We start from the raw sequence: 21,967 nt of genomic DNA on the forward strand, positions 1-21,967 counted from the left end.
CCACTACCGATAAAAAAATCGTGTGCCACTACTGAAAAAAGTGACCGCTGTCGAGTGAAAGAAAAGTTATAAATTCAGAAGAAAATATTTTGACGCCAATTGTTTGGCGTATTGCGCGAATTAAATCAATAAAGCGACCGCTGGTCGATGCACTGATTGGCGTTGCGCGAAACCAGTGCGTCGATCCATTGCGTTATTGCGGTGCGTGATCGCGCAGGAATACCAGGTTGTCGGGTTTCGACTGTTCGGCGCTGTAGCGGTAACCCTGGACGTCGAATTGCTTGAGCGCCGCCGGGTCGTCGATGCGTTCTTCGATGACGAAACGGCTCATCATGCCGCGGGCCTTCTTGGCATAGAAACTGATGATCTTGTACTGGCCGTTCTTCAGGTCCTTGAACTCGGTATTGATGATCCGCGCGTTCAGTGCCGTGCGCTTGACCGCCGAGAAGTATTCGTTGGAGGCCAGGTTGAGCAGCACGTCGTCGCCCTGTTCGGCCAGGGCTTCGTTGAGCCATTCGCTGATGCGCGTACCCCAGAAAGCGTACAGGTCCTTGCCGCGGGCGTTGGCCAGCTTGGTGCCCATTTCCAGGCGGTAAGGCTGCATCAGGTCCAGCGGGCGCAGCAGGCCGTAGAGACCGGAGAGCATGCGCAGGTGCTGCTGGGCATAGTCGAAGTCGGCCTCCTTGAGGGTCTCGGCATTCAGGCCGGTATAGACGTCGCCCTTGAACGCCAGCAGCGCCTGCTTGGCATTGGCCGGGGTGAAGGCCGGGGTCCAGCTGCCGAAACGCGCGGCGTTGAGGCCGCCGATCTTGTCGGAGACGTGCATCAGCTCGCTGATCTGCGCCGGGCTCAGCTCGCGCAATTGCTGGATCAGTTCCTGGGAATGATCGAGGTACTGCGGCTGGGTGAAGCGTGGCGTGACGGGCGGGGTCTCGAAATCGAGGGTCTTGGCGGGTGAAATCACCATCAGCATGAAGTCGTCTCCTGTAAGCGTCCGGGGATTCTAGGGGGTTGGGCGGTTTGACTCCACCTATGAAGGCCATAGGCGCTGTCGCCGGCTGCTCCTACAAAGAAGGGCCGGGGATTCGGCAGATGGTTGCCTGTGGTATCGGCTATAGTGCCGCGCGGGTTTTGTCATGGAGCCATCCCTGTGCGCAGCGCTTTCTTTCTCTCTATCTGGTTGTTGAGTTTCGGCGCCCTGGCGGCGCCGGCCGGGGTGGCGACCCTGGATCGCGGCACCTGGCCGGAACAGCTCAGCAGCCCGACCCTGTTCGACGTGGCGTCGCGGGCGGAAATCCTCACCTTTGCCCGTGCCCTGCTGGTCAGCGAGGCCTGGGACGAGGAGTCGTTGAAGCAGCGCCTGGGCCTGCGCAACCTCAATATGGCGTCGATCGATGCCGTTCGTCAGCGCCTGTGGCGCCAATTGCTGGCCAACTACAACTTCGCCCAGCAGAGCTGCGACCAGGACGCGTCCTTCTGTTTCCTGGTGGAAGACATGGCTACCCTGCGCGAGCAGGCGGGCAAGTTCCAGCTCGGCGACGACTCTTATTACGCGCGCTGGGCCAGCCCCAGCCGCGACTTCCATGAACAGTATCTGGACGAGTTGCTGCGCAAGGCCGCGCTGTTTCCCCAGACCAGCAGCGAAATAGAGCTGTTTGGCGATTACGAGCGCAACGGCGACGAACTCAACGACCGGTTGTTTCTGCTGACCTTCGACAGCGCCGCCAATCTCGCCCCGGACAACACCCCCTGGCTCGCCGAGTACCTGCGCAAGTCGAACATGAGCGGCACCTTCTTCGTGCTCGGCAGCGAGTTGCAGAACCGTCTGGCGCAAGCTTCAGTGGCCAGCCTGCAGGCTTTGTATTCGCGCCAGTGCGTGGGCGTCCAGGGTTGGGAGTACCGCTCCCACAGCCATTGGCAGGACTGGCAGGACTCGATCGAGCGCAGCGTCGAACTGGCCAAGGGCAAGTTGCCGGAAAACTACGTGCCGCTGTTTCGCCCGCCCTACGGCCAGCGCCGGGCCGATGCGCAGGCCTTCTTCAATACCCAGGGGTTGCTGGTGGCGTTGTGGGACATCGATCCGCAGGACGGCGCGGGCAAACTCAAGGGTGAACAGAGCGGCCAACGGGTGCTGACCCTGATGCTGCTGTGGCGCCACGGGGTGATCAATTTCAACGCTCGTCAGGATGCGGTGAAGACGGCCTTGCCCTGGTTACTGACGCAAACCGCGCAGAGCGGGATCGGTTGGGAAGATTGCCAGGACGCCTTTCGCTAGAAAGGGCGAAAGGGCCATATTTGCGGGGCGGGGCGGTTTTTTTGCCGATTTTGCCGGTGAATTCGCGGCAGGCGGACTTCCGACTTTAACGGTGCCGGGGCAGCGCGCCAAGGGCTATTCGTCACTCTGCAAAATAAACTTAAAAAAAGCGTCAAAGTGCTTTTTCCTGTCACAGGTTTTGGAGTATTACGAAGTCAGACCGCCGAAACCTGCAGCACAGGTGGCGTCTTCCAAGACTCCTTTTGTGTGCACTTCACTCGAACCCCAGCGGGTGAATCCGGCGGTCAATTCGAGGCGCAGCACCGCCATGGTATTGCGTCGACTGGCCCCCACATAAGGTGACCGAGTATGGATGACCACGGACGTAGCCCTTCCTCCAACCAGCCAATCCTTTATGTACTCGATACCAATGTATTGATCCACGATCCAAACGCCTTGCTGAACTTCGAAGAACACCACGTCGCGATCCCGATGATCGTCCTGGAGGAACTCGACAAGCTCAAGAGTGGCCATCACAGCGTGGCGGCGGAATGTCGGCAGGCGATTCGCCTGATCGACAAGACCCTGGGCGAAGCCTCGCCGGAAGATGTCGAACTGGGCGTGCCTATCCAGCGTGGCAAGAGCGGCCCCAAAGGCTTGCTGTCGATCCTGATGAGCAAGCGCTCGGAACCCAACAGCCTGCTGCCGGAAAACCTCAACGACAACATCATCATCAACCAGTTGATCGACCTGCATGCGCGCGACAAGACGCTGCGCGTGGTGCTGGTGACCAAAGACATCAACATGCGCCTGAAGGCGCGCGCCTGCGGGATCGCCGCCGAGGACTACAGCACCGACCAGTTGGTCGACGACGTGGCCCTGCTGCCCAACGGCTTCCACAACATGACCGGTTCCTTCTGGGATCGGGTGAGCAAGGTGGAAACCCGCCAGGATCATGGCCGCACCTGGCACCAGGTGCAGCTCATCGACAACCTGCCGGCGGTGCATATCAACGAGTTCATCATCGACGAGCAGGGTTTCGTCGGCTGGATCAAGGAGATCCGCGCCGATGTGCTGCTGATTCTCGACCTGCATCAGGAACCCCTGTTGCATCAGGAAGCCTGGGGCCTGAAACCGCGCGACATCTATCAAGGCCTGGCGCTGTACGCACTGCTCGATCCGGATATCCACCTGGTCAACCTGTCCGGCGCGGCCGGCTCGGGCAAGACCATCCTGGCCCTGGCCGCGGCCATCGAGCAGACCATGGTCAGCAAGCGTTATCGGCGCATCATCGCCACCCGCAGCGTGCAGGGGCTGGACCAGGAGATCGGCTTCCTGCCGGGCACCGAAGCGGAAAAAATGGAGCCCTGGCTCGGCGCCATCACCGATAACCTCGAAGCCCTGCACATGGATGACGAAAGCACCCATGGCAGCGTCGACTACATCCTCAGCAAGGTGCCGCTGCAGTTCAAATCCCTCAACTACATTCGTGGCCGCAGCTTCCAGCAGAGCCTGATCCTGATCGACGAATGCCAGAACCTCACCCCGCACCAGATGAAAACCATCATCACCCGTGCCGGCGCCGGTTCCAAAGTGGTGTGCCTGGGCAACCTGGCGCAGATCGATACCCCTTACCTGTCCGCGACCAGTTCCGGGCTGACCTACCTCACCGAACGCTTCAAGGATTTCCCCAACGGGGTGCACATCACCCTGCAAGGGGTGCCTCGCTCGATCCTGGCCGAATACGCCGAATCCCATCTGTAGCCTTCACCGGACGGGCGCCCGCAAGGGCGCCCGTTTTCATGCCCGCCGCCTGTACTTTCCCGACGAAGCCCATCGCATCTGCGGCCTTGCCTGCGACAACGGCGACCGGCCGCCGGGCGTAATCGTGCGTGCGGAAAATTGACCCTCGGGTTTACAATCGGCCTTCCTGATCAGGAGTAAGGCTGTGCTGACTCATCTCGATTCCCAAGGTCGCGCCAATATGGTCGACGTCACCGACAAAGCCATGACGTCCCGCGAAGCCACGGCCGAAGCGCGGGTACGCATGCTCCCGCAAACCCTGCAAATGATCGTCGCCGGCGGTCATCCCAAGGGCGACGTGTTCGCCGTGGCGCGCATCGCCGGCATCCAGGCGGCGAAAAAGACCAGCGACCTGATTCCCCTGTGCCATCCGTTGATGCTCACCAGCGTCAAGGTCGAGCTCAACGCCGAAGGCGAGGACAGCGTGCGGATCGTCGCCCGCTGCAAGCTGGCCGGGCAGACCGGGGTGGAAATGGAAGCCCTGACCGCCGCCAGCGTCGCCGCCCTGACCATCTACGACATGTGCAAGGCCGTGGACCGCGGCATGACCATCGAGGGCGTGCGCCTGCTGGAGAAGCTGGGCGGCAAGAGCGGCCATTACCAGGCGGACCCGCAATGAACCTGACCGTGAAGTTTTTCGCCCGTTACCGCGAGGCGCTGGGCGTGGATTCGTTGCGCGTCGCCGGCGATTTCGCCACCGTCGACGATGTGCGCGCCTTGCTGGCCCAGCGCGAGGGCGCCGAGGTGCTCAGCGAGCAGAACCTGATGTGCGCCCGCAACGAAGACCTCTGCCAGCTCGACGAGCCGGTGAGCGACGGCGACGAAGTGGCGTTTTTCCCTACCGTGACCGGGGGCTGACATGGCCATTCGCGTGCAGTCCGCCGCCTTCGATCCGGGGGCGGAAGTCAATGCGATGCAGGCGGCGAACGTCGGCGTCGGCGCGGTGGTGAGCTTTGTCGGCTACGTGCGCGACTTCAACGATGGCCTGGACGTGGCGGGGATGTTTCTCGAGCACTACCCGGGCATGACCGAAAAGGCCCTGGGCAAGATCGCCCTCGAGGCCGAACAGCGCTGGCCGCTGCTCAAGCTGGAAGTACTGCATCGCATCGGCGCGCTGGAGCCGGGCGAGCCGATCGTCTTCGTCGGCGCCGCCAGCGCCCACCGTCAGGCGGCGTTCGACGCCTGCGCCTTTGTCATGGATTACCTGAAGACCCGCGCGCCGTTCTGGAAAAAGGAAACCACCGCCGATGGCCCGCGCTGGGTGGAAGGCCGCGACAGCGACCATGCGGCGGCAGATCGCTGGAAAAAGTGACCCTCTGATCCTGCTGTATTGACTGCACGTCCGTCATCGCGGGCAAGCCTCGTTCCTACAGAAACGCCGTCGTCCCTGTAGGAACGAGCTTGCTCGCGATAGCACCTCTCGCCACCCCGCCTATTTCCCTTCTGCCCTTCGACCAAAGGCACGCCGAGTCGTCTCGGCTCCATTGACGATATATACATAAAAGTCCAGTATGGATTTACAAGTACAAATAAAGCACTGCCCGTTTTCCTCCTTTCTTCTGTCTTGCCAAACCAACAACAACCCGCGAGAGAACGAACATGAAGAAACTCCCCCTCATCAGTGGCCTGGCCCTGAGCCTGTTGGCGTGCAGCAGCCTGTTCGCCGCCGAGAAAACCCTGCGCATTGGCATCGAGGCGGCTTATCCGCCGTTCGCCTCGAAAACCGACAAAGGTGAAATCGTCGGTTTCGACTACGACATCGGCAATGCCTTGTGCGCGCAGATGCAGGTCAAGTGCCTATGGGTCGAGGGTGAATTCGACGGCCTGATTCCTTCGTTGAAAGTGAAGAAGATCGACATGGCGCTGTCGTCGATGACCATCAACGAAGACCGCAAGAAGTCGGTCGACTTTACCCACAAGTACTACTTCACTTCCTCGCGGCTGGTGATGAAGGAGGGCGCGACGGTCGATGACCAGTACGCCAGCCTCAAGGGCAAGAATGTCGGCGTGCAACGGGCGACCACCACCGATCGCTACGCCACCGAGGTGTTCGAGCCCAAGGGCATCAACGTCAAGCGCTATAGCAACAACGAAGAAATCTACATGGATTTGGCGGCCGGGCGTCTCGATGCGATTTTTGCCGACACTATTCCGCTGAATGACTTTCTGTCGATGCCGCGGGGCAAGGGCTATGGGTTTGTCGGGCCGGAGCTGAAGGACCCGAAATACGTGGGCGAGGGTGCAGGGATTGCGGTGCGCAAGGGCAATACCGAGTTGGTCAGCCAGTTGAACGCCGCCATCGATGGCATCCGTGCCAGCGGTGAGTACCAGAAGATTTCCGAGAAGTACTTCAAGGCCGATATCTACGGCGATTGAGGTTCTGCGGCGTCTGTAAGGACGCTATCGCGAGCAAGCTCGCTCCTACAAGGACCACACATTCCCTGTAGGAGCGAGCTTGCTCGCGATGCTTTCCTGGGCCCTCAGCCTTTCAATTCCTTCAGGTGCTTGTACACCGTCGCCCGCCCCATGTTCAGCACGTTGGCCACATAGTTGGCGGCGCTCTTGCCCTTGAACGCGCCTTCGGCGTGCAGCGCCAGCACCAGTTCGCGCTTGTGTTCGCGGGTCAGCAGGTTCAGGCCCAGCTGGCGCTCGCGCAGCCAGTTGTGCAGGAAGGTGTTGATGCGTTCCTGCCAGTCGTCGCGAAACAGCGAGTCCGGCTGCGGGATCAGTTTGCTCGGCGAGAGGAACAGGTCCAGCGCCGCCTTGGCATTCTCGAACAGTGAAATATTCAGGTTGATGCACAGCACCGCCAGCGGCTGGCCCGCGGCGTCGCGCAGCACGCTGCTGAGGCTGCGGATCTTCTGGCCGTCCCAGTTGAGCTTTTCATAGGGGCCGATATTCCGTTCGTCGATGTCCTCGCCGAGCATGTCGTCCAGGGCCGCGTCGTCGCCGACCTCGCGCTTGGAGATGTTGTTGGCGATGTAGTCGATCTTCTGCGTGCGCAGGTCGTGGAGCACCACTTCGGCATGGGGAAAGAACAGCGTGGCGATGGCGTCGGCGATCGCCCGGAAATTGTCCAGGACAGGGTCCTGCGCGGGTGCGGTCATGGGTGGTTCTCCAGGCGGTGGCGGCGCCCTGTGTGGCAGGGCGCTGCGAGTGTGCCGCAATCGCGGGGGCGCGTCATCTGAGCCGGGTCAGCCGAGGCGGGCGGGGGAGAGCATGGCGCTATCCAGGCCAAAGCGCGCCAGCTGTTCCGGCAGGGCTTCGCCGCGCACCAGGGCGGCGCTGGCCTGGCCCATGGCAGGCGAGGTCTGGATGCCGTAGCCGCCTTGCGCGGCGACCCAGAACAGCCCTGGCACCTGGGTGTCGAAGCCGGCCAGCAGGTCGCCGTCGCTGACGAAACTGCGCAACCCGGCCCAGGTCCGGGTCGGGCGGCGAATGGTCAGGGTGGTGGCTTCTTCGATCTGGTAGATGCCCATGGCGATGTCCAGTTCTTCCGGCTGCACGTCGTGGGGTTCCACCGGGTCGGCGTTGGCCGGCGAGCCGAGGAACATGCCGGCGTCGGGCTTCATGTAGAAGGATTCGTCGAGGCTCACCAGCATCGGCCAGCGATGGCTGTCGACGCCTTCGGGCCCGGCGAAGATAAAGGCCGCGCGGCGTTTCGGCTGCAGGCCCAAAGGCCGGGCGCCGGCCATTACGCCGAGCTGGTCGGCCCAGGCGCCGGCGGCGTTGATCAGGATCGGCGCGCTGAAGGTCTGGCCGGCGGTTCGCACCTGCCAGAGGCCCTGTGCGTCGCGGCTCAGCCCTAGCACTTCGCAGTCGGTGCGGATTTCCCCCTGGTTGCGGCGGATGCCGCGCAGGTAGCCCTGGTGCAGGGCGTCGGTATCGATGTCGCTGGCGCTCGGGTCGTACAGCGCGCCATGGACTTTCTCGCGGCGCAGGATCGGCAGGCGCGCGCAGGCTTCGTCGGCGCTGAGCAGCTGTACTTCCGGCACCGTGGCCTTGGCGCTGAGGTACTGGTTGTTCAGCTCGGTGGGGTCGCCGGTGAAGTCCACGGTCATTTCGCCGCGCGGGGTCAGCAGCGGATGTTCGCAGAAGCCTTCGGGCGGGGCGTCGAAAAAGTCTCGGCTGGCCAGGGTCAGGGCGCGTACCTGGGCGGTGCCGTAGGCGGCGGTGTAGAGGGCCGCGGAGCGTCCGGTGGAGTGGTAGGCCGGATGGGATTCGCGCTCCAGCACCAGTACCAGGCCATGGCGCGACAGCCAGTAGCCGGTGGATGCCCCGGCGATCCCGCCGCCGATGATGATGAAGTCTGCCTGGGTCATTCGAGCCTCCGTAAATGAGGGGGAAATCAGGTTCTGTAGGAGCGAAGCTTGCTCGCGATCGATCTTGAACGTGCCGCCATGGTCCGTTCGGAACGACCTCATCGCGAGCAAGCTTCGCTCCTACAGGTCAGGGTTCAGAGCGTGCCTTGCAAACGGTACAGGGCATTGGCCAGGGCGATGTCTTCCAGGCCCAGGCCGATGGAGCGGAAAAACACGTGGCGTTGTGGGTCCGGACGCTGGGCCTGGTCGCTGAGCAGTTCGGGCAGATCGCCGAGAATCGCCCGCTTGTCCCAGCCGTGCTGTTCGCCGGCGAGCAGCATCTCGCCGGCCGAGCCGGGAGTGGTCTGACGATAGTCGCAATACACCTGCATGTCCTTCAGCGCCGCCGGCGGCACTTCATGGGCCCGTGGCGCGTTGGTGCTGATGGAGGTGATCAGCGCCGGCTTGCTCAGGGTGCCCGGGTCGATCACCGGCCCGGCCGAAGAGGTGCAGAGCAGGATCACGTCGGCGTCTTCCAGGGCCTGCTGCAACTGGCTGACGACCTGCAGGCGCAGGTCGAGGGCTTGCAGGTGCGCGCCGGCCTCGGCGGGCTTCTGGCTCAGGCTGGGGGAATACAGGCGGATGGACTGCCACTCGCGCAGGTCTTTCACGTAATGCAGGTGCGCCTGCGCCACCGGCCCGCTGCCGATGATCGCCAGGCGCTGGGCCTCGGCCGGCGCCAGGGCGTCGACGGCCACGGCGGTGGTGGCCGCGGTGCGCGCGGTGGTCAGTTCGCCGGCGTCGCACAGCAGCAAGGGCTGGCCGCTGTCCATGGACATCAGCAGGGTCCAGGCGGTGACTAGCGGGCCTTCGGCGCGAACGATATAGGGCGAGGTCTTGACCCCGTAGACCCGGTCTTCGGCCAGCACGCCCAGGTAGTTGATGAAGTCGCCGGCACCCTGGGGAAACTCCACCAGCTGTTGCGCCGGTTGCACCGCGAGCCCGGCCGCCAGGTCGCGGAACAGCTTGCGCAGGGTCTGCGGCACATCGACCTGCGCCAGCCATTGACGGGCTTGAGATTGGGCGATCACGTAAGGCGTGCTGGACATGCGGGCGCTCTCAAAGAATAAACTAATTTGTCCATTATGGACTTTTAGTTTTTATGGGCAATATCCAGGCGAAAAAAAACGCAGCCTGTGGTCGGGCTGCGTTTTTTCGTTCGGGAGGTTCCGTCGCAACCCCCCATCGCGAGCAAGCTCGCTCCTACAAGGTAGGGTGCATCAGGTTTTCGGGTGTTTACGCTGCACCGGGCGCAACAGCTCGGTCGGCGGCATTTCGCAGCTGATCTTGCGCCCCAGCAGCGCCTCGATCGACGGCAGCTGATAGGAGTCGTCTTCGCCGGCGAAGCTGATGGACACGCCGTCGGCGCCCGCCCGGCCCGTGCGGCCGATGCGGTGCACGTAGTCGTCCGGCACTTCCGGCAGGGTGAAGTTGATCACGTGGCTGATGCCGTCGATGTGGATGCCGCGACCGGCTACGTCGGTGGCCACCAGGACGCGGATCTTGCCTTCGCGGAAACCTTCCAGGGTCTTGATGCGCTTGTGCTGCGGCACATCGCCGGACAACTGGGCGGCATTCACGCCGTCGCGGACCAGGCGTTCTTCGATGCGCCGCACTTCGTCCTTGCGGTTGGCGAAGACCATGACCCGCTCCCAACCGTTGTCGGTGACCAGGTTGTACAGCAGCTTGTACTTGTCGGCGCCGGCCACCGCATAGATGTGCTGTTCGACGTTGGCGTTGGCCACGCTCTCGGCTTCGATCTCGACGATGGCCGGGTCGGTGGTCCATTGCTTGGCCAGGTTCATCACGTCGTCGGTGAAGGTGGCGGAGAACAGCAGGGTCTGGCGTTCGCTTTTCGGCGGGGTCTGGCGAATGATCTGGCGTACCTGGGGGATGAAACCCATGTCGAGCATGCGGTCGGCTTCGTCCAGCACCATCACTTCAACCATGTCCAGGTGCACGTCGCCGCGCTGGTTGAAGTCCAGCAGGCGGCCCGGGGTGGCCACCAGGATGTCGCAATGGCGGGCTTCGAGGTGCTTGAGCTGCTTGTCGAAGTCCATGCCGCCGACAAAGGTCATCACGTTCAGGCCGGTGTATTTGGTCAGCGCCGCGGCGTCCTTGGCGATCTGCACCACCAGCTCACGCGTCGGGGCGATGATCAGCGCCCGCGGCTCGCCCATGTAGCGCTCTTTCGGCGGCGGGGTCTGCAGCAGTTGGGTGATGATCGAGATCAGGAACGCAGCGGTCTTGCCGGTGCCGGTCTGGGCGCGGCCGATGGCGTCTTTGCCGGCCAGGGTGAAACCCAGGACCTGCGCCTGGATCGGTGTGCAGTAAGGAAAGCCCAGGTCCTGGATTGCGTGCATCAGTTCCGGCGCAAGCTTGAAGTCGTGGAAGCGGGTCTTGCCTTCCTGGGGTTCGACGACGAAGTCTTCCAGTTTCCAGGGGGCCACTGGCGGTTTTGGCGCGCGCGGACGGCGCGGCTGTTCGGCCTTGGGCGTGGCGTCGCGTGGCGCGGCCTGGGCAGCGGTAGCTGGGGGCGTCGGCTCTTTCCGGGCGGCGGTGGCAGGCGCGGTCCGTTCCGGCTGATGGCCGTCGGTACGGCTGCCGGGGGTGGAAGAAGAAGGGCTGGGGTTTGGCGCGAGCTGCTCAGCCTCGCTTTTACCGAAGATTTTCTTGAGTGCTTTGAGCACGGTCATCTCATCAATTGGTTAAGGAATGTACGCCGGGCAGTGTAATGCAAGAATCGGGCGCGGCGTAGTGGCTTGCTCAACGGGCTACAGGCAAGGGCTCGATTCAGCGCAAACGCTCGCCGAGCCAGGCGCCGATGTCGCGAATTTCCTCGGGTAACACTTCATGCCCCATTGGGTACTCCTGCCATGTCACGGTGACACCATGGTGTTTCAGGTATTCGTAGGCCGTGCGGCCCATCGAGTTCTGCACCACTTCGTCGTACTGGCCGTGCAGGCACAGCGCCGGAATCCGCTGCTGGCTGGCGGACAATTGCAGTTCGTCGCTGAAGGTCGGGGCATAGGTGGAAAGGGCAAGCACGCCACCCAGGGCACCCTGCCATTTGACGAAGGCGGTATGCAGGACCACCGCGCCGCCCTGGGAAAAACCGGCGAGGAAAATGCGCGAAGGGTCTATTCCGCCGGCGCGCTGTTCTTCGATCAGGTCGCCCAGGCGTTTGGCCGACTCGTCCAGTTGCTCGCGGTTGATCGCCCGGGCCGGGCTCATGGCCAGGATGTCGTACCAGCTGGGCATGGCATAACCGCCATTGATGGTCACCGCACGGGTCGGCGCCTGGGGCAGGACGAAACGGGTGCTCAGCAGGCTTTCCTGCAACGCCTCGGCGACCGGCAGGAAGTCGTAGCGGTCGGCGCCCAGGCCGTGAAGCCAGATCACGCAAGCGTCGGCGGGCTTGCTGGGCTGAAGAATCAAGGGTTCGCTCATGGTTGCTCCAAAGTTGTGCGCACGCGCCTCGGTGGTGCGTGATGACGGTGCGCGGTCGATCGATCAGTGAAGAAGATGTCGCAAGGCTGAAAGTTTTGCTCTTGACCCGTAGCCCAGGCGCCTTGGCCGGCACTCTGGTACGGGCTTTGCTATAGCCGTTCGGTGAAGTGATTGCGCTCACCCTGGCGGTAACACTATCAGGCTACCGATGGGTGTGGGATAGCAAAGATCCGGTGATGGACGTTCGCCAGTGGCCGCTACGGGCTTCGCGAATATGCATGGGGCTACAGCCCGTTCGGTCGCTTGGTGAGTATGGGTTTTCTCTTAAATGGATTTTCTCCTACTAGACTCATAGCTAAAGTCTTACGCCGCTTGACCCTAAAAAAAGCCAACACGGGTCAACAGCGCCTCATAAGGGTGCGGCAAGACTCAAGCTCCGACACAACAAGAGCAAAACTGGAGGTTTGAATGAAGATGTTGAAATCCACCCTGGCTGTGGTCACGGCCGCCGCGGTACTGGGCATGAGCGGCTTCGCGCAGGCGGGTGCGACCCTCGACGCGGTGCAGAAGAAAGGTTTTGTGCAGTGCGGCGTGAGCGACGGCCTGCCGGGCTTCTCGGTACCGGACGCCACCGGCAAGATCCTCGGCATCGACGCCGATGTCTGCCGCGCCGTAGCCGCCGCAGTATTCGGCGATGCGAGCAAAGTGAAATTCAGCCAGTTGAACGCCAAGGAGCGTTTCACCGCCCTGCAATCGGGCGAAATCGATGTCCTGTCGCGCAACACCACCATGACCAGCTCCCGCGATGCGGGCATGGGCCTGAAATTCCCGGGCTTCATCACCTACTACGACGGTATCGGCTTCCTGGTGAACAACAAGCTGGGCGTCAAGAGCGCCAAGGAACTGGACGGTGCGACCATCTGCATCCAGGCCGGTACCACCACCGAGCTGAACGTTTCCGACTACTTCCGCGGCAACGGCCTGAAATACACCCCGATCACTTTCGACACCTCCGACGAAAGCGCCAAGTCGCTGGAATCTGGTCGTTGCGACGTGCTGACCTCCGACAAGTCCCAGCTGTTCGCCCAGCGCAGCAAGCTGGCCTCGCCGAAGGACTACGTGGTCCTGCCGGAAACCATTTCCAAGGAACCGCTGGGCCCGGTCGTGCGTAACGGCGACGACGAGTGGCTGGCCATCATCCGTTGGACGGGTTACGCCATGCTCAACGCCGAAGAGGCCGGCATCACCTCGAAGAACGTCGAGGCCGAAGCCAAGTCCACCAAGAACCCGGACGTTGCGCGCCTGCTGGGTGCCGACGGTGAATACGGCAAGGACCTGAAGCTGCCGAAGGACTGGGTCGTACAGATCGTCAAGCAAGTAGGCAACTACGGCGAAGTGTTCGAGAGAAACCTCGGCAAGAGCACTCCGCTGGAGATCGATCGCGGTCTGAACGCCCTGTGGAACAACGGCGGCATTCAATACGCACCACCAGTGCGCTGATGGTTCTATCACCCGGCGGGCCAACCGCCGGGTGATGTTCTGGTTCCATTATTTGCGGGGCACTTCATGCAAAACTCAATCGGCGCACCAAAGCAGAGACTCAGTCTCAGCGATCCACGAGTGCGTGCGTGGTTATTCCAGATCATCACGATCGTCGCGGTGATCTCGCTGGGCTGGTTCCTGTTCAACAACACTCAGACCAACCTTGCGCACCGGGGCATCACCTCCGGTTTCGACTTCCTCGAGCGCAGCGCCGGCTTCGGCATCGCCCAGCACCTGATCGCCTACACCGAAGCGGACAGTTATGCCCGGGTCTTCGTGATCGGCTTGCTCAACACCCTTTTGGTGACGTTCATCGGGGTGATCCTGGCGACCATCCTCGGGTTCATCATCGGGGTGGCGCGTCTGTCGCAGAACTGGATCATCAGCAAACTGGCGACCGTGTATGTGGAAGTGTTCCGCAACATTCCGCCGTTGCTGCAAATTCTGTTCTGGTATTTCGCGGTGTTCCTGACCATGCCGGGGCCGCGCAACAGCCATAACTTCGGCGACACCTTCTTTGTCAGCAGCCGCGGCCTGAACATGCCGGCGGCCCTGATGGCCGAAGGGTTCTGGCCGTTCGTGGCGAGCATCGTCGTGGCCATCGTCGCTATTGCGCTGATGGCTCGTTGGGCTAACCGGCGCTTCGAGGCGACCGGCGTGCCGTTCCACAAGTTCTGGGCCGGGCTGGCGCTGTTCCTGGCGATCCCGGCGTTGTGCATGCTGGTCTTTGGCGTCCCGGTGCACTGGGAAATGCCGAAGCTGGCGGGTTTCAACTTCGTCGGCGGCTGGGTGCTGATCCCGGAACTGCTGGCCCTGACCCTGGCCCTGACCGTCTACACCGCGGCGTTCATCGCCGAGATCGTGCGTTCGGGGATCAAGTCGGTCAGCCACGGCCAGACCGAGGCGGCCCGTTCCCTGGGCCTGCGCAACGGCCCGACGCTGCGCAAGGTGATTATCCCGCAGGCCCTGCGCGTGATCATTCCGCCGCTGACCAGCCAGTACCTGAACCTGGCGAAGAACTCGTCCCTGGCCGCCGGTATCGGCTACCCGGAAATGGTTTCGCTGTTCGCCGGCACCGTGCTCAACCAGACCGGCCAGGCCATCGAAGTCATTGCCATCACCATGAGCGTGTACCTGGCGATCAGCATCAGCATTTCCCTGCTGATGAACTGGTACAACAAGCGCATTGCGCTGATCGAGCGGTGAGGAAACGCGCATGAGTACCCATACCTTCAAACCCGACATGCCCCCGCCGAGCAGCAGCATCGGCGTGCTGGCCTGGATGCGGGCCAATATGTTCTCCAGCTGGCTCAACACCCTGCTGACCCTGTTCGCCTTCTACCTGATCTGGCTGGTGGTGCCGCCGATTCTCAGCTGGGCGATTTTCGACGCCAACTGGGTCGGCACCACCCGCGCCGACTGCACGAAGGAAGGCGCCTGCTGGGTGTTCATCCAGCAGCGTTTCGGCCAGTTCATGTACGGCTACTACCCGAGCGAGCTGCGCTGGCGCGTCGACCTGACCGTGTGGCTGGCGGTCATCGGCGTGGCGCCGCTGTTCATCTCGCGCTTTGCGCGCAAGGCGATCTACGGCCTGGGCTTCCTGGTGCTGTACCCGATCGTTGCCTACACCCTGCTGCACGGTGGGCATTTCGGCCTGAGCAACGTGGCGACCAGCCAATGGGGCGGCCTGATGCTGACCCTGGTGATTGCCACCGTCGGCATCGCCGGCGCCTTGCCATTGGGCATCGTGCTGGCCCTGGGGCGGCGCTCGAACATGCCGGCCATTCGCGTGGTCTGCGTGACCTTCATCGAGTTCTGGCGCGGCGTACCGTTGATCACCGTGCTGTTCATGTCCTCGGTGATGCTGCCGCTGTTCCTGCCCGAAGGCATGAACTTCGACAAGCTGCTGCGGGCGCTGATCGGGGTGATCCTGTTCCAGTCGGCCTATGTCGCCGAAGTGGTGCGCGGCGGTTTGCAGGCGATTCCCAAGGGGCAGTACGAAGCCGCCGCGGCGATGGGCCTGGGCTACTGGCGCGCCATGGGCCTGGTGATACTGCCGCAAGCCCTGAAGCTGGTGATTCCCGGCATCGTCAATACCTTCATCGCCCTGTTCAAGGACACGAGCCTGGTGATCATCATCGGCCTGTTCGACCTGCTCAACAGCGTCAAGCAAGCGGCCGCCGATCCGAAATGGCTGGGCATGGCCACCGAAGGCTACGTGTTCGCCGCCCTGGTGTTCTGGATTTTCTGTTTTGGTATGTCGCGCTATTCCATGCATCTGGAACGCAAGCTCGACACTGGCCACAAGCGTTAGGAGTTTCTCGATGAGCGAAGCAATCAAAAAGCCTGTGGGCCCTGAAGGCATTATTCAGATGCAGGGCGTGAACAAGTGGTACGGCCAGTTCCACGTGCTCAAGGACATCAACCTCAATGTCAGGCAGGGCGAGCGTATTGTCCTGTGCGGGCCTTCGGGCTCGGGCAAGTCCACCACCATCCGCTGCCTCAACCGCCTGGAAGAACACCAGCAGGGCCGCATCGTGGTCGATGGCGTGGAGCTGACCAACGACCTCAAGCAGATTGAAGCGATCCGCCGCGAAGTCGGCATGGTGTTCCAGCATTTCAACCTGTTCCCGCACCTGACCATCCTGCAGAACTGCACCCTGGCGCCGATGTGGGTGCGCAAGATGCCCAAGCGCAAGGCCGAGGAAATCGCCATGCATTACCTGGAGCGCGTACGCATTCCGGAGCAGGCGAACAAGTACCCGGGCCAGCTCTCCGGCGGCCAGCAGCAACGCGTGGCGATTGCCCGCGCGCTGTGCATGAAACCGAAGATCATGCTGTTCGACGAGCCGACCTCGGCCCTCGACCCGGAAATGGTCAAGGAGGTGCTGGACACCATGATCGGCCTGGCCGAAGACGGCATGACCATGCTCTGCGTGACCCACGAAATGGGTTTCGCCCGTACCGTGGCCAACCGGGTGATCTTCATGGACAAAGGCGAAATCGTCGAACAGGCCGCGCCGAACGACTTCTTCGACAACCCGCAGAACGACCGCACCAGGCTGTTCCTGAGCCAGATCCTGCACTGATCCGGGCGCGGCCCTGAAAATGAACCCGGCCTGGCGCCGGGTTTATTTTTGCCCAGGATTTACGAGGCTGCGATGCGTGCCTCATGCTGTTCGCTGCCGGTGGCGGGTTCCTGCTGTTCGCTGAGCGCCTGCACCTCGGCCAGCAAGTGCGGGTGACGATCGAGCAGGCGCATCAGCACGAACAACGGCTGGGGAGGGGCGACCTCGCCGCGTTCGTAGCGCGAGAACGCGTTGTGCCCGCCGCCTGAGAGCAGCTTCACGGCTTCTTTCTGCGACAGGTGCAGCTTGCGGCGGATGCGTTTCATCTCGCTGGCCATGAACTGCCGGCAGTCTTCGAGCAACTGGTCGCTGGCGCTGGCATAGCGTTCGGCGCTGGCCGCGTCGAACTCGATTTCCCCGCAGGCCTGGCATTCCCAGCCTGCCAGACCATGGACCTGACGCAGCATGTGCTTGTAGTCGATCGGTTCGCTGCGATCCTGGAACGGCTGCATGCCCGCCGGGGCACCGCAGCTGACGCATTGCCTGTGTTTCATGGGCGTTTCTCCTTGAAGGAGATCACTGGGAGACCGCCGCCGGGGCGGTAGGTGACCTTGATGTACAACTCCACGGATTCGATGTGCGTGCAATACACGTCCTGCCAGATCCGCTGATCGAGGTAGGTGGTCATCGACTTGTAGAGCATTTTTCCCTGCAGTCCGGCAATCACCTGCTGCATGTCCCTGCTGGTCAAGCCGAGGTGCCGGCCGCTGGCCAGGGTGCTGCGGGTAAAGGCCGCTGGCCCCAATCGGGTGACATCAGCCTTGATCACCGACAGGTCGTAATGAGGTGTGTGCTTTTCCATAAGACACCTGAATTGAAATTAAATTACCCTTAAAGGGTTTTTTAGCGAGCGGATTTCCATTCGTTTGCGCCCTTCATGCAGCGGTTTTGTTGTTCCTGCGCGCGAAGCTGACTAATATGCCGCAAAAATTCATCCGATGATTGGATGAAAAGGCGACTGCATATGACAGACATTTCCCCATTGATCAAACGTTCCCTGGTCGACCAGGCCCTGGAGCAATTGCGCCAGCGCATCAACGACGGCGCCTGGTGCATCGGCCAGCGCCTGCCGACCGAGCCTGAGCTGGCGGCGGAACTGGGCATCAGCCGCAATACCGTGCGCGAGGCAATGCGGGTCCTGGCGTTTTCCGGGTTGATCGAGATTCGCCAGGGCGACGGCAGCTACCTGCGCGCCGTGATCGACCCGCTGGACACCCTCAAGGTGCTGTCCCAGTGCTCGCTGGAGCAGGCGCGCGAGACCCGGCAGATCATCGAGACCGAGGCCATTGGCCTGGCGGCCCTGCGGCGCACCGACCAGGACCTCGAGGCCCTGCGCGAAGCCCTGGCGCTCAGCGGCAGCCACTACCATGGCGACCTGGACAGTTACATCGCCTGCGACCTGGCGTTTCACGCGCGCCTGGTGGATGCGGCCCACAACCCCACCCTCAGCGAGTTGTACCGTTATTTTTCCAGCGTGGTCGGCGCGCAGCTGCGCCAGACCTTGAACATCCATCCCCGGCGCCAGGCCGTGTTCGATCTGCATATCGAGTTGCTGGATGCCGTCGAGCAGCGCGACCCGGAGCGGGCCAAGGCCCTTTCGCGGCAGTTGATCAATGAACCTTGAGAGCGAGAGCGCTATGTCCAGCCCGCAGGCCGATAACCCGATTGTTGCTCCCCGGCGCGAGGCCGAGCTCGAAGAGCTGTTGATCGACGCCGAAGCCGACGATGCTGAAGTCCAGCAGAGCCACCCGGCCCCGCGGCGCCCGTGGTTGTTGCTGCTGGGGCTGATCCTGGTGGCGCTGAACCTGCGCCCGGCGCTGTCGAGCATGGCACCGATGCTCAGCGAGGTCTCGCGCAGCCTCGGGCTGTCGGCCTCCCAGGCCGGCCTGCTGACCACCTTGCCGGTGCTCTGCCTGGGGCTGTTCGCCCCACTGGCACCGGTGCTGGCCCGGCGTTTCGGTGCCGAGCGGGTGGTGCTGGGCATTCTGCTGACGCTGGCGGGCGGGATTATCCTGCGCAGCTCCCTGGGCGAAGTCGGGCTGTTTGCCGGCAGCGTCCTGGGCGGCGCCAGCATCGGCGTGATCGGGGTCTTGCTGCCGGGGATCGTCAAGCGCGACTTCGCCAAGCACGCGGGCACCATGACCGGCGTCTACACCATGGCTTTGTGCCTGGGCGCGGCGATGGCCGCCGGGGCTACGGTGCCCCTGAGCCAGCACTTCGGCGACAGCTGGGCGCTGGGGCTGGGGTTCTGGGTGCTGCCGGCGCTGGTCGCGGCGCTGTTCTGGCTGCCCCAGGTCGGCAAGCGCCAGGGCGCGCACCACGCGGCCTATCGAGTGCGCGGCTTGCTGCGCGATCCGTTGGCCTGGCAGGTGACGCTGTACATGGGCCTGCAATCTTCGCTGGCCTATATCGTCTTCGGCTGGCTGCCGTCGATCCTCATCGGCCGCGGCCTGAGCCCGACCCAGGCCGGGCTGGTGCTGTCCGGCTCGGTGATCGTGCAACTGGCCAGTTCCCTGGCCGCGCCCTGGCTGGCGACGCGGGGCAAGGATCAGCGCCTGGCGATCGTGGTGGTGATGTTGCTCACCCTGGGTGGCTTGTTCGGCTGCCTGTACGCGCCGGTCGACGGCCTCTGGGGCTGGGCGATCCTGCTGGGCGTGGGGCAGGGCGGCACGTTCAGCCTGGCGCTGACCCTGATCGTCTTGCGCTCGAAGGACGCGCACGTGGCGGCCAACCTGTCGAGCATGGCCCAGGGCATCGGCTACACCCTGGCCTCCATGGGGCCGTTCGCGGTCGGCCTGGTGCATGACTGGACCGGCGGCTGGGCCGCCGTGGGCTGGATTTTCGCGGTGATCGGCCTGGGGGCGATCATCGCCGGCCTGGGGGCCGGGCGTGCGCGTTACGTGCAGGTTGCAAGCGAAAAGATCTGATCGGTCCCACTGTCGGTATTTGCGCGGCGAATGCCGATAGTGTTTCCCGGGTTTGCAGACTATCGTGCAGGCATCCTTTTTCGAGTCGGAGCCTGTTCATGAGTGAAGCCCACCGCGCCTTGATCGCTGAGTTCTATAGCGCCTTCCAGCGCCTGGATGCCGAGGCCATGGCCGCCTGCTACACCGAGGACGTGCTGTTCAGCGATCCGGCGTTCGGCGAACTGCGCGGCCGCGATGCCGGCGACATGTGGCGCATGCTCACCACCCGCGCCAAGGACTTCTCCCTGACCTTCGACAGCGTGCGCGCCGACGAGCGCGGCGGCGGCGCCCACTGGGTGGCGACCTACCTGTTCAGCCAGACCGGCAATACCGTGGTCAATGATATCCAGGCGCGTTTTGTATTCCGCGACGGCAAGATTTGCGAGCACCACGACCATTTCAATATGTGGCGCTGGGCCCGCCAGGCCCTGGGGACCAAGGGCCTGATCCTCGGCTGGACGCCGCTGCTGAAAAACGCCGTGCGCGCCCAGGCCCGCAAAGGCCTGAAAGCCTTCCAGGCCGGTCGCTGAACCTTCGCCTCTGCTAAGATCGCGGCTTGCCAACCATATGCCGCGATCGACGTGACCCGCACCAGCCCATCCCCCGCCAGCGAATCCGAGCCGTTACCCGAGGCGAGCAAACCCTGGTTCGTCTACCTGGTACGCGCCGCCAACGGCGCCTTGTACTGCGGCATCAGCGACGACCCGGCCAAGCGTTTCGCCAAGCACCAGAGCGGCAAGGGCGCGCGTTTCTTCCTCTCCAGCCCGGCCGTCGCGCTGGTCTACACCGAAGCCTGTCGCGACAAGAGCGAAGCCCTGCGCCAGGAGCGGCTGATCAAGAAACTGCGCAAAAGCGCCAAGGAATGCCTGGTGGCCAGTTCGGGTCTGGCCAGCTGATTCCGCTTGGGCTGCTTCTCAACCCTGAAGCCAGCGCCACAGTGCTTTCAGGTTGTTCAACACCGGATTGTTGCTTTGCAGCGCCTGGCTCCAGTCGATGACTATGGCCGCCAGGACAACCTGGAGCAGGGCCAGGCCGGCGACTATCCAGGAATAGAAACGATTGAACTTCAGGTTTTCGAATTGCACCTGATCGTTGCTGAGGGATTTGCGCTGGGCGATGCGCTTTTTCAGCAATTCGACTTTCCCGGTGAGGGTTTGCAGTTCGGCTTCTGTCCCGCTTCGAAATGCTTGGCCATAACCCTGTTCGATGAGCGGTGTCAGGGCCTCTATTTTTTCCTCGATATGCTCGATCTGCATGCTCGCTTCCAGCAGTGTCTGCAAACTCTCGGCAGTGTTCTGGCTGATGGCTGAGAGAACCGGGTTCACAGCGTCCCGGCAGCGGTTGTACTGCTGCCAGGTTTCCTTTATGAGCGAGAGGCCAAGGTAGTCGGCCAAGTAGTCCTTTATGTCATCAGGGTCGTTGAAGTGATCAACGAAGAGCGCCTCTACGTTCAATGAACTCAAATAGAAATCATGGATGTAGTTGGCGCTGCCTGCTTCGTTGCTGTAATAGCTGTAGTCGGCATTGGGGTAACGACTGATCAGGGTGTAATGATCGTAGTCACTGGTGGTTGCATCGCTGCTGATGTACTGGTCGCCCAGCTTGCTCTTGAGTCGCCCGGTAGTAATGCGCGAGCGGGCTTCTACATTGATACCCCAAAGCTTGAACAGCCTTTCCTCGACCCGGTGGGCATCACCGACAATCCTGTTGACCTCCTTGTTCAGCAGCTCTTCTACATAGTGGCTGGAGTGAACGATGCGGAAGTCTTTTGAAAAGGGATTGATCGTTTGGAAGGCGTGGTAGTCGTGGATGTGCGACGTATCAATGTCGAACAGTTTTGTTTGATGCTCGGCTTCCAGGGAGAAATCGAGCGCCAGGTAAGTGACGCTGTTGGTCAGTTCGATGGTGGTGACAGTACAGGTCCGGAAAGCGCCGGTTTTTACGGATATCCGGCTTGGGTCATAAGGATTGGTGTCATTGAACGGGATATAGCCAAGTCCTTTGACTGGAAAAATGGCTGCCTCGGTGTGTGACATAGAGCTTTCAGGGCCTTCTCTATGGTGCACAAACTCTTTTCCATGAAACCACTTTCGAACAGACATCAACTCGTCGGGCGTGATGGGCGTGATGATGTTTACCGAACGCCATTCTCCTGGCCCTTCCAGAAGGCCTGCCCGCTGATAGACCGCCGCGCTTTCCTTGCGGTCGCGTAACTCCATTGAATAATGGAAGAAATGGCTTCTGAACCTATAGGTGAAGAGCTGCGGAAACTTGCACACGCAAAAAAACAAGCAACGGGTGTAATACACCCGTACGAGGTTGATGTTCTTAAAGGCCAAAGTCTGGATTTCCTATCATGCTCAGGCGGCAGGGCGGGTGAAGCGCGGTGCCCGATCAATGTCGGTGATGGCGGATGATCGGACAGGTTATATAGGCTACCCGGGCTTTGCACGCTAAGCTGGT

Annotated in this window: 23 protein-coding genes; 14 read left to right on the plus strand and 9 right to left on the minus strand. The window is 62.2% G+C overall.

Annotated elements, in window-relative coordinates; translation table 11 throughout:
* Window positions 1-193 precede the first annotated feature (193 nt).
* The gene (yaaA, locus tag BTN82_RS04610) at window positions 194-973 is read right to left on the minus strand and encodes a peroxide stress protein YaaA (protein ID WP_075117981.1); all 780 of its coding nucleotides are present in this window, start codon (window positions 971-973) and stop codon (window positions 194-196) included.
* Window positions 974-1,150: 177 nt separating this feature from the next.
* Here yaaA and BTN82_RS04615 point away from each other — a divergent pair, with 177 nt between their 5' ends.
* The 6 genes from BTN82_RS04615 (at window position 1,151) to BTN82_RS04640 (ending at window position 6,433) form a co-directional block, all read left to right on the plus strand.
* Window positions 1,151-2,275 (plus strand): polysaccharide deacetylase family protein, encoded by a 1,125-nt coding sequence (locus BTN82_RS04615; protein WP_075117982.1) that lies wholly within the window; start codon window positions 1,151-1,153, stop codon window positions 2,273-2,275.
* A 348-nt stretch (window positions 2,276-2,623) separates the two neighbouring features.
* Window positions 2,624-4,018: a PhoH family protein gene (locus BTN82_RS04620; RefSeq protein WP_075117983.1), complete on the plus strand. Its 1,395-nt coding sequence runs from the start codon at window positions 2,624-2,626 to the stop codon at window positions 4,016-4,018.
* A gap of 184 nt (window positions 4,019-4,202) precedes the next feature.
* Entirely contained in the window at window positions 4,203-4,676 is a 474-nt protein-coding gene (moaC, locus tag BTN82_RS04625; RefSeq protein WP_075117984.1) for a cyclic pyranopterin monophosphate synthase MoaC, read from the plus strand.
* Window positions 4,673-4,915, plus strand: a complete 243-nt coding sequence (moaD, locus tag BTN82_RS04630; protein ID WP_007932097.1) for a molybdopterin converting factor subunit 1 — start codon at window positions 4,673-4,675, stop codon at window positions 4,913-4,915. The genes moaC and moaD overlap by 4 nt, the downstream gene beginning before the upstream one ends.
* Window position 4,916: 1 nt before the next feature.
* Window positions 4,917-5,369, plus strand: coding sequence for a molybdopterin synthase catalytic subunit MoaE (gene moaE / locus BTN82_RS04635; protein ID WP_075117985.1), 453 nt, complete (start codon window positions 4,917-4,919; stop codon window positions 5,367-5,369).
* A 287-nt stretch (window positions 5,370-5,656) separates the two neighbouring features.
* Complete coding sequence (locus BTN82_RS04640) at window positions 5,657-6,433, plus strand: ABC transporter substrate-binding protein (RefSeq protein WP_075117986.1); 777 nt, start codon at window positions 5,657-5,659, stop codon at window positions 6,431-6,433.
* A gap of 104 nt (window positions 6,434-6,537) precedes the next feature.
* Here BTN82_RS04640 and BTN82_RS04645 read toward each other — a convergent pair whose 3' ends face one another.
* The 5 genes from BTN82_RS04645 to BTN82_RS04665 all read right to left on the minus strand — a co-directional run bounded on the left by BTN82_RS04645 (window position 6,538) and on the right by BTN82_RS04665 (window position 11,868).
* On the minus strand, window positions 6,538-7,164 hold the full coding sequence (locus BTN82_RS04645; RefSeq protein WP_075117987.1) for a transcriptional regulator: 627 nt from the start codon (window positions 7,162-7,164) through the stop codon (window positions 6,538-6,540).
* A gap of 87 nt (window positions 7,165-7,251) precedes the next feature.
* Window positions 7,252-8,379, minus strand: a complete 1,128-nt coding sequence (locus tag BTN82_RS04650) for an NAD(P)/FAD-dependent oxidoreductase (RefSeq protein ID WP_075117988.1) — start codon at window positions 8,377-8,379, stop codon at window positions 7,252-7,254.
* Between the two features lie 134 nt (window positions 8,380-8,513).
* Window positions 8,514-9,467: an ornithine cyclodeaminase family protein gene (locus BTN82_RS04655; protein ID WP_075117989.1), complete on the minus strand. Its 954-nt coding sequence runs from the start codon at window positions 9,465-9,467 to the stop codon at window positions 8,514-8,516.
* Window positions 9,468-9,638: 171 nt separating this feature from the next.
* A complete protein-coding gene (gene rhlB, locus BTN82_RS04660) occupies window positions 9,639-11,114 on the minus strand; it encodes an ATP-dependent RNA helicase RhlB (protein WP_075117990.1) in 1,476 nt (491 codons plus the stop codon).
* A gap of 97 nt (window positions 11,115-11,211) precedes the next feature.
* On the minus strand, window positions 11,212-11,868 hold the full coding sequence (locus BTN82_RS04665; RefSeq protein WP_075117991.1) for an alpha/beta hydrolase: 657 nt from the start codon (window positions 11,866-11,868) through the stop codon (window positions 11,212-11,214).
* Between the two features lie 468 nt (window positions 11,869-12,336).
* Between BTN82_RS04665 and BTN82_RS04670 the strand changes: the two genes are divergently transcribed.
* The 4 genes from BTN82_RS04670 to BTN82_RS04685 all read left to right on the plus strand — a co-directional run bounded on the left by BTN82_RS04670 (window position 12,337) and on the right by BTN82_RS04685 (window position 16,499).
* On the plus strand, window positions 12,337-13,368 hold the full coding sequence (locus BTN82_RS04670; protein ID WP_075117992.1) for an amino acid ABC transporter substrate-binding protein: 1,032 nt from the start codon (window positions 12,337-12,339) through the stop codon (window positions 13,366-13,368).
* Between the two features lie 66 nt (window positions 13,369-13,434).
* Entirely contained in the window at window positions 13,435-14,616 is a 1,182-nt protein-coding gene (locus tag BTN82_RS04675) for an amino acid ABC transporter permease (protein WP_075117993.1), read from the plus strand.
* Between the two features lie 10 nt (window positions 14,617-14,626).
* Window positions 14,627-15,724 carry an amino acid ABC transporter permease gene (locus BTN82_RS04680; protein ID WP_075117233.1) on the plus strand — a complete coding sequence of 366 codons (1,098 nt, stop codon included), beginning with the start codon at window positions 14,627-14,629 and terminating at the stop codon, window positions 15,722-15,724.
* 10 nt (window positions 15,725-15,734) lie between these two features.
* A complete protein-coding gene (locus tag BTN82_RS04685; RefSeq protein WP_075117232.1) occupies window positions 15,735-16,499 on the plus strand; it encodes an amino acid ABC transporter ATP-binding protein in 765 nt (254 codons plus the stop codon).
* Between the two features lie 59 nt (window positions 16,500-16,558).
* On the opposite strand, the gene BTN82_RS04690 is transcribed toward BTN82_RS04685, so the two are convergent.
* Both BTN82_RS04690 and BTN82_RS04695 read right to left on the minus strand, forming a co-directional pair.
* Window positions 16,559-17,032: a type II toxin-antitoxin system MqsA family antitoxin gene (locus BTN82_RS04690; protein ID WP_075117994.1), complete on the minus strand. Its 474-nt coding sequence runs from the start codon at window positions 17,030-17,032 to the stop codon at window positions 16,559-16,561.
* A complete protein-coding gene (locus BTN82_RS04695) occupies window positions 17,029-17,340 on the minus strand; it encodes a type II toxin-antitoxin system MqsR family toxin (RefSeq protein ID WP_075117995.1) in 312 nt (103 codons plus the stop codon). The genes BTN82_RS04690 and BTN82_RS04695 overlap by 4 nt, the downstream gene beginning before the upstream one ends.
* Window positions 17,341-17,502: 162 nt before the next feature.
* Between BTN82_RS04695 and BTN82_RS04700 the strand changes: the two genes are divergently transcribed.
* The 4 genes from BTN82_RS04700 to BTN82_RS04715 all read left to right on the plus strand — a co-directional run bounded on the left by BTN82_RS04700 (window position 17,503) and on the right by BTN82_RS04715 (window position 20,400).
* Window positions 17,503-18,162 carry a FadR/GntR family transcriptional regulator gene (locus tag BTN82_RS04700; protein WP_075117996.1) on the plus strand — a complete coding sequence of 220 codons (660 nt, stop codon included), beginning with the start codon at window positions 17,503-17,505 and terminating at the stop codon, window positions 18,160-18,162.
* Complete coding sequence (locus BTN82_RS04705; RefSeq protein ID WP_075117997.1) at window positions 18,152-19,465, plus strand: CynX/NimT family MFS transporter; 1,314 nt, start codon at window positions 18,152-18,154, stop codon at window positions 19,463-19,465. Before BTN82_RS04700 ends, BTN82_RS04705 begins: the two co-directional genes overlap by 11 nt.
* Before the next feature lie 98 nt (window positions 19,466-19,563).
* A complete protein-coding gene (locus BTN82_RS04710) occupies window positions 19,564-20,034 on the plus strand; it encodes a nuclear transport factor 2 family protein (protein WP_075117998.1) in 471 nt (156 codons plus the stop codon).
* A 51-nt stretch (window positions 20,035-20,085) separates the two neighbouring features.
* Window positions 20,086-20,400: a GIY-YIG nuclease family protein gene (locus BTN82_RS04715; RefSeq protein ID WP_075117999.1), complete on the plus strand. Its 315-nt coding sequence runs from the start codon at window positions 20,086-20,088 to the stop codon at window positions 20,398-20,400.
* 18 nt (window positions 20,401-20,418) lie between these two features.
* On the opposite strand, the gene BTN82_RS04720 is transcribed toward BTN82_RS04715, so the two are convergent.
* Window positions 20,419-21,843, minus strand: a complete 1,425-nt coding sequence (locus BTN82_RS04720; protein WP_075118000.1) for a flagellar basal body-associated FliL family protein — start codon at window positions 21,841-21,843, stop codon at window positions 20,419-20,421.
* Window positions 21,844-21,967 lie beyond the last annotated feature (124 nt).

The organism is Pseudomonas chlororaphis (assembly GCF_001921865.1).
GTDB lineage: Bacteria > Pseudomonadota > Gammaproteobacteria > Pseudomonadales > Pseudomonadaceae > Aquipseudomonas > Aquipseudomonas chlororaphis_D.

Excerpts from the sequence above, each read along its gene's own strand:
- moaE (WP_075117985.1), top strand. The coding sequence starts at position 4,917 with ATGGCCATTCGCGTGCAGTCCGCCGCCTTCGATCCGGGGGCGGAAGTC.
- BTN82_RS04650 (WP_075117988.1), bottom strand. The coding sequence starts at position 8,379 with ATGACCCAGGCAGACTTCATCATCATCGGCGGCGGGATCGCCGGGGCA.
- BTN82_RS04710 (WP_075117998.1), top strand. The coding sequence starts at position 19,564 with ATGAGTGAAGCCCACCGCGCCTTGATCGCTGAGTTCTATAGCGCCTTC.
- rhlB (WP_075117990.1), bottom strand. The coding sequence starts at position 11,114 with ATGACCGTGCTCAAAGCACTCAAGAAAATCTTCGGTAAAAGCGAGGCT.
- moaD (WP_007932097.1), top strand. The coding sequence starts at position 4,673 with ATGAACCTGACCGTGAAGTTTTTCGCCCGTTACCGCGAGGCGCTGGGC.
- BTN82_RS04685 (WP_075117232.1), top strand. The coding sequence starts at position 15,735 with ATGAGCGAAGCAATCAAAAAGCCTGTGGGCCCTGAAGGCATTATTCAG.
- BTN82_RS04690 (WP_075117994.1), bottom strand. The coding sequence starts at position 17,032 with ATGAAACACAGGCAATGCGTCAGCTGCGGTGCCCCGGCGGGCATGCAG.
- BTN82_RS04665 (WP_075117991.1), bottom strand. The coding sequence starts at position 11,868 with ATGAGCGAACCCTTGATTCTTCAGCCCAGCAAGCCCGCCGACGCTTGC.
- BTN82_RS04680 (WP_075117233.1), top strand. The coding sequence starts at position 14,627 with ATGAGTACCCATACCTTCAAACCCGACATGCCCCCGCCGAGCAGCAGC.
- BTN82_RS04700 (WP_075117996.1), top strand. The coding sequence starts at position 17,503 with ATGACAGACATTTCCCCATTGATCAAACGTTCCCTGGTCGACCAGGCC.
- BTN82_RS04655 (WP_075117989.1), bottom strand. The coding sequence starts at position 9,467 with ATGTCCAGCACGCCTTACGTGATCGCCCAATCTCAAGCCCGTCAATGG.
- BTN82_RS04645 (WP_075117987.1), bottom strand. The coding sequence starts at position 7,164 with ATGACCGCACCCGCGCAGGACCCTGTCCTGGACAATTTCCGGGCGATC.
- BTN82_RS04640 (WP_075117986.1), top strand. The coding sequence starts at position 5,657 with ATGAAGAAACTCCCCCTCATCAGTGGCCTGGCCCTGAGCCTGTTGGCG.
- BTN82_RS04620 (WP_075117983.1), top strand. The coding sequence starts at position 2,624 with ATGGATGACCACGGACGTAGCCCTTCCTCCAACCAGCCAATCCTTTAT.
- BTN82_RS04675 (WP_075117993.1), top strand. The coding sequence starts at position 13,435 with ATGCAAAACTCAATCGGCGCACCAAAGCAGAGACTCAGTCTCAGCGAT.
- BTN82_RS04705 (WP_075117997.1), top strand. The coding sequence starts at position 18,152 with ATGAACCTTGAGAGCGAGAGCGCTATGTCCAGCCCGCAGGCCGATAAC.
- yaaA (WP_075117981.1), bottom strand. The coding sequence starts at position 973 with ATGCTGATGGTGATTTCACCCGCCAAGACCCTCGATTTCGAGACCCCG.
- BTN82_RS04695 (WP_075117995.1), bottom strand. The coding sequence starts at position 17,340 with ATGGAAAAGCACACACCTCATTACGACCTGTCGGTGATCAAGGCTGAT.
- BTN82_RS04670 (WP_075117992.1), top strand. The coding sequence starts at position 12,337 with ATGAAGATGTTGAAATCCACCCTGGCTGTGGTCACGGCCGCCGCGGTA.